The sequence below is a fragment of the Promicromonospora sp. NPDC050249 genome (genome assembly GCF_040656015.1).
Taxonomy (GTDB): Bacteria; Actinomycetota; Actinomycetes; order Actinomycetales; family Cellulomonadaceae; genus Promicromonospora.
Genome location: NZ_JBFAKY010000077.1, coordinates 1 through 4992, shown reverse-complemented (window position 1 = coordinate 4992; position 4992 = coordinate 1). Strand labels below are relative to the sequence as shown.

Here is a 4992-nt window from a genome sequence, read left to right as displayed (position 1 = left end):
AGATCTGCGGGCACCGCACAAAATCCGGAAGGTCGGCAAGCTCGCCGGGCTCGCAGTAGACATCGTCTACTCAGAGCAACCGACCCCGAATTCGTAGGCTTACCCTGCGAGCATCACTCGCCCAGCGTCGCCGCGAGGGAGTCGATCAGCTTCGGCATGCCCTCGGGGTACTCGACCGAGAGGGCCGTGGGCGGCGAGACCGCGGAGACCGCGACGGTGCCGACCTGCTGGACCACCATGCCGTCCTTGACGGCGGGCAGGGCCTGCAGCTCCTTCTTGGTCGGGAGCGCCTCGGCCTGCTCCTCGGTGTACGTGTAGGCGACGACGAGGTCGGAGTCGAGCTTGTCGAGCTCCTCGTACGACAGCGTGTAGAAGAACTCACCGTCGTCCGGCGCGAGCTCCTCGACGGCTGGAGCGGTCTCGAAGCCGAGGCCCTCCAGGAACCCGGCGCGCGGGTCACCGGCACGGTAGACGTAGACCAGGCCCTCCTCGGGCGAGTCCACGATCGCGGCAACCGTCTTGCCCTCGAACTCCGGGTGCGCCTCGGCCTGCTCGGCCAGGTAGGTGTTGATCTCCTCGACCTTGGCCTCGCCCGCCGCGCTGCGGCCCAGGGCGTCGGCCGTGGAGGTGATGATCTGGTCCCACGGCGTCTGCCACGCCGTCTCCGGGTAGGCGACGGTCGGGGCGATCTCGCTGAGCAGGTCGTACTGCTCCTGCGTGAGGCCCGAGTAGGTAGCGATGATGACGTCGGGCTCGGCGGCCGCGAACTCCTCGTACGGCACGGACGCGCCGGCCTCGGCGTCGGTCAGCACCGTGGGCTTGTCGATGCCCGCCTCGTCGTAGGCCTCCTCGACCCACGGCAGGAGGTTGCCCTCGCCGACGGTCCAGGTCTGCTCGGCGACGGCGACCGGGTAGACGCCGGCGGCGATCGCGGCCTCGGTCGAACCCCAGCCCCACGTGGCGACCCGCACGGGCGCCTCGTCGATGGTGGTCTCGCCGAGGGCGTGCTCGATGGTCAGGGGGAACTCGTCGGTCGCGCCGGAAGCGTCGGCCGACGGCGTCGCGCCGTCCGCGGCCGGGGCTTCGGATGCGCAGCCCGACAGGGCGAGGGCGGACGCGGCGACAATGCCGACGGCCGCCGCAAGGGAACGGCGAGGGCGCACGGTTGCTCCTGGGGGTTCAGGCGAACGACCGGCGGATGCCGGTCGAGATGAGGTAACCCTAACCACATTAGGTAACGACGATGTTGCGAAATTGGGGAGCCCTGAGTGAGGTGCGTTACGCGCCGGAGTGGAAGCGACCCACCGGGACGACGAGCGGCGAGCCCGCCACCGGGTCGAGCACGACCTGGGCGCGCAGCCCGAACGCCTCGCTCACGACCTCCTGGGTCAGCACGTCCGACGGCGCACCCTCGGCGACGATCCGCCCGGCCGACATCACGACCAGGTGGTCGGCGTAGCGGGCTGCGAGGTTGAGCTCGTGCAGCACCATCGCGACGGTGGTGCCGCGGTCGCGGTTCAGCTCCGTGAGCAGGTCCAGCAGGTCGAGCTGGTGGCGCACGTCGAGGAACGTGGTCGGCTCGTCGAGCAGCACGATGTCGGTCTGCTGGGCCAGGACCATCGCGATCCACACGCGCTGACGCTGACCGCCCGACAGCTCGGCGACCGGCCGGTCCGCGAGCTCAGCGACGCCGGTGGACTCCAGCGCGGTGGTGACCACGGCGTCGTCGTCGGACGAGTGCCTGCCGAACCAGCCCTGGTGCGGGTAGCGGCCGCGGCTGACGAGCTCGGCGACGCGGACGCCGTCGGGCGCGATGGACGACTGCGGCAGCATGCCGACCTTGCGGGCCAGCTCCTTGCGGGGCATCGCCGTGATGTCGACGCCGCCGAGCGTGATCCGGCCGCCGTCGAGCGGGTGCAGCCGTGCGAGGCCGCGCAGCAGCGTGGACTTTCCGCAGGCGTTCGGTCCGACGACGGCGGTGATCTTGCCGTCGGGCAGTGTCAGGTCGAGGCCCTCGATGACACGCAGGCCCTCGTAGCCCAGGCTGACGCCCTCGGCGCGCAGGTTGGTCATCGGCTCCTCTTCTCGTTCGTGGCGAGCAGCCACAGCAGGTAGGGGGCGCCCACGAGCCCCGTGACGATGCCGACGGGGGCGGCCACACCGAGCAGCGCGTGCTGCCCGACGACGTCCGCCACCAGGGTCAGTGCCGCACCGGTGGCGGTGGACGCGACGAGCGCGGCGCCGCCGTCGTTCACCAGGCGGCGGGCGATGGCGGGGGCGACCAGGGCGACGAAGGCGATCGGGCCGGCCGCGCTGGTCGCGAGCGCGACGAGCGCCACCGCGAGCAGCAGCGTGCCGATCCGGGCGGCGTCCACGTGCACGCCGAGGGCGCGCGCGTTGTCGTCCCCGAGCGAGAGCGGACCCTGCGTCCGGGCGACCAGCGCGACGACGACGGCGAGCACGAGGGTGCCGGCGGCGACGAGCGCGAGCTGTTCGCCGCGGATGTCGGACACGGAGCCGACGGTCCAGACGAGGACACCCGCCGCCTCGTTCTCCTCGGCACGGGCCATCGCCCAGGCGACCAGGGACGAGCACAGGTACGCGAACCCGACGCCGACCAGCACGAACCGGATCGAGTGCAGGCCCTTGCGCCAGGCCAGCAGCCAGATCGCGAGGGCGACGAGGCCGGCGCCCGCGAAAGCCAGGCCGGACAGTGCCACCCCGCTCATGCCCAGCGCCAGCAGGCCGGTCACTGCCCCGAGGCTCGCCCCGCTGGAGATGCCGAGGATGTCGGGCGAGGCCAGCGGGTTGCGCAGGGTCGACTGGAACATGGCGCCCGCCAGTCCGAAGGCGGCGCCGACCACGACGGCGGCCTCGATCCGGGGCAGGCGCAGCTTCTGGATGATGAAGACGTCGCCCTTGTCGCCCAGCCCGAGGGCGCCGGCGATCGCCTGGCCGGGGGTCAGCCCGGCGGCGCCGATCAGCAGGGCCCCGGTCCCGGCGACGAGCACCAGGAGGACCATCCCGGACACGACGAGGACCTGACGGCGTCGCCGGACGGCCCGCAGGTCGGCGACGGTGGTGCTGATCGTGTCGATGGTGTCGGCGGTCATCAGGCTCCCACCACGTTCCTGCTCCGGGCGACGGCGATCAGCACCGGCGCACCCAGGAGCGCGGCGACGACGCCGGCCTCGAGCTCCGACCGGGGCAGGATCAGCCGGCCGAGGACGTCGGCGGCCAGCAGCATCACGGGGCCAAGGAGAGCGCCGATCCCCATGACCCAGCGGTAGTCGGTGCCGACGAGGCGGCGCGCTGCGTGCGGCACCACGAGCCCGACCAGCGCGATCGGTCCGGCGAGCGACGTCGCGGTACCGGCGAGCAGCACGATGGCGACCGCGGAGAGGGTGCGCGTGGTGCCCACCCGCTGGCCGAGCGCGGTCGCGACGTCGTCGCCGAGGGCCAGCATGTTGAGCCGGTGCGAGAGCACGGCCGCGAGGATCACGCCGACCACGATGAACGGCCACAGCCAGGCGACGGTGTCCAGGCCGCGGCCGGTCAGGGAACCGACCGACCAGAACCGGTACAGGTTGAACGCCTGCTGGTCCTGCAGGAGGACGAGCGTGATGAGCGGCGTGATGAGCGCCGTCACGGCGGCGCCGACCAGCGCGAGCCGCACGGGCTGGCCACGCCCCACCGAGAACACGATCGCCGCGGCGCCGGCGGCACCGAGGAATGCGAACCAGACGTAGCCGATCGGCGAGGTGATGCCGAAGAGCCAGACCGCACAGACCACGGCGAGCGACGCGCCCGAGTTCAGGCCCAGCAGGCCGGGATCGGCGATCGGGTTCCGCGTGACCCCCTGGATCAGGGTGCCCGCGGTGCCGAGCGCGATCCCGGCCGCGAGGCCGACGATGGTGCGCGGGAGCCGCTGGTCCAGCACCACGTCGTGGTCCACGAACCCGGCGACCGGTGCGGTCAGGGCACGCCACACCTCCGCCGGGTTGATGTCGCGGACGCCGAGCGCGAGGCTCGCGAGGACGACGAGCAGCAGGGCGACGAGCGCCGTCGCCAGCGCGAGCGTCCTGCGGCGGGCACGGTGAGCTACGGCTTCCGCACCCTCACGGCGTCCCGCGGGCGCAGCCGCAGGTGAGGTAAGCATTGCCTAAGTGTTCCATAAGCCGCGGAATGGTCAGGACGCTCACCAGCGGGTGATCAGGAGTAGGAGTCACAGCCCCAGCCGTCGTTGTCGGCGTCGAGGCGGTGGTAGTCGTTGTTGCCCACCCAGACCGTCCGGCCGATCTGTGAGCAGTCGACGTCGGGGTTGGTCGGCGAGACGGGGCACTCCCAGCGACCGGCGCCGTAGGTGCAGACCTCGTCGCCCGCGGTGGCTGCCTGCAGGGTGGACGTACGGGCCCAGGAGATGATCCAGGTGCCGGTACGCGTCGGCTTCCACGTGGTGCGGTACTCGCCGTTCGAGTTGGTGCGGACGCTCTTGACCGCGCGGCTGCCGTCGGGGCCCGCCGGGTCGAACCGGACCGTCAGCGTCTTGCCTGCCGGCGCGCGGTGCCACGTGCCCGACCGCTTGTAGCTCATGGTGCCCTCGATCGTGAGCGTGCTGCCCGCCTTGATCGGCTCGGGCGCAGCATTGATCTTCACGATGGTCGGATCAGGGGTCGCCGCGTGAGCCGGCGCGGACGCCGTGAGGGCGAGCGCGAGAACGCTCACGAGGGCAACGATGGTTCGGCGGATCATGGGGGCCAACCTCTTCCAGGATCGTGGTGCCGAGGATTGCGGCACGCTACGACTTCCTGAGTGCCCGGCTTGCACAATCTGATCGGGTTCGACCTGTTCTCACCCGGGTGAGAGCCGAGGTCGGAGCGGCTCGGGGAGGGTCTACACCTGCGGAGTGTGTTGCTCTGCGTAGACAGTGTCTACGACCGAGCGCCGCCTCGTCCGGGCCGTGCCCCGCCACGTCGCCGATGACCGTGACGA

The 4992-nt window shown here is 71.7% G+C and carries 5 protein-coding genes; all 5 read right to left on the bottom strand.

What is annotated here, in order from left to right:
* Window positions 1–113: 113 nt before the first annotated feature.
* Entirely contained in the window at window positions 114–1163 is a 1050-nt protein-coding gene (locus AB0I32_RS27105) for an iron-siderophore ABC transporter substrate-binding protein (RefSeq protein WP_357511809.1), read from the bottom strand.
* 115 nt (window positions 1164–1278) lie between these two features.
* Window positions 1279–2073: an ABC transporter ATP-binding protein gene (locus AB0I32_RS27100; RefSeq protein ID WP_357511807.1), complete on the bottom strand. Its 795-nt coding sequence runs from the start codon at window positions 2071–2073 to the stop codon at window positions 1279–1281.
* Window positions 2070–3113 carry an iron chelate uptake ABC transporter family permease subunit gene (locus tag AB0I32_RS27095; RefSeq protein ID WP_357511805.1) on the bottom strand — a complete coding sequence of 348 codons (1044 nt, stop codon included), beginning with the start codon at window positions 3111–3113 and terminating at the stop codon, window positions 2070–2072. Before AB0I32_RS27095 ends, AB0I32_RS27100 begins: the two co-directional genes overlap by 4 nt.
* Window positions 3113–4159, bottom strand: a complete 1047-nt coding sequence (locus AB0I32_RS27090; protein ID WP_357511803.1) for an iron ABC transporter permease — start codon at window positions 4157–4159, stop codon at window positions 3113–3115. Before AB0I32_RS27090 ends, AB0I32_RS27095 begins: the two co-directional genes overlap by 1 nt.
* Before the next feature lie 53 nt (window positions 4160–4212).
* Window positions 4213–4752, bottom strand: coding sequence for a hypothetical protein (locus AB0I32_RS27085; RefSeq protein WP_357511801.1), 540 nt, complete (start codon window positions 4750–4752; stop codon window positions 4213–4215).
* Window positions 4753–4992: the final 240 nt, after the last annotated feature.

Coding starts and splice junctions, on each gene's coding strand:
- AB0I32_RS27090 (WP_357511803.1), bottom strand. CDS start 4,159: ATGCTTACCTCACCTGCGGCTGCGCCCGCGGGACGCCGTGAGGGTGCG.
- AB0I32_RS27085 (WP_357511801.1), bottom strand. CDS start 4,752: ATGATCCGCCGAACCATCGTTGCCCTCGTGAGCGTTCTCGCGCTCGCC.
- AB0I32_RS27100 (WP_357511807.1), bottom strand. CDS start 2,073: ATGACCAACCTGCGCGCCGAGGGCGTCAGCCTGGGCTACGAGGGCCTG.
- AB0I32_RS27095 (WP_357511805.1), bottom strand. CDS start 3,113: ATGACCGCCGACACCATCGACACGATCAGCACCACCGTCGCCGACCTG.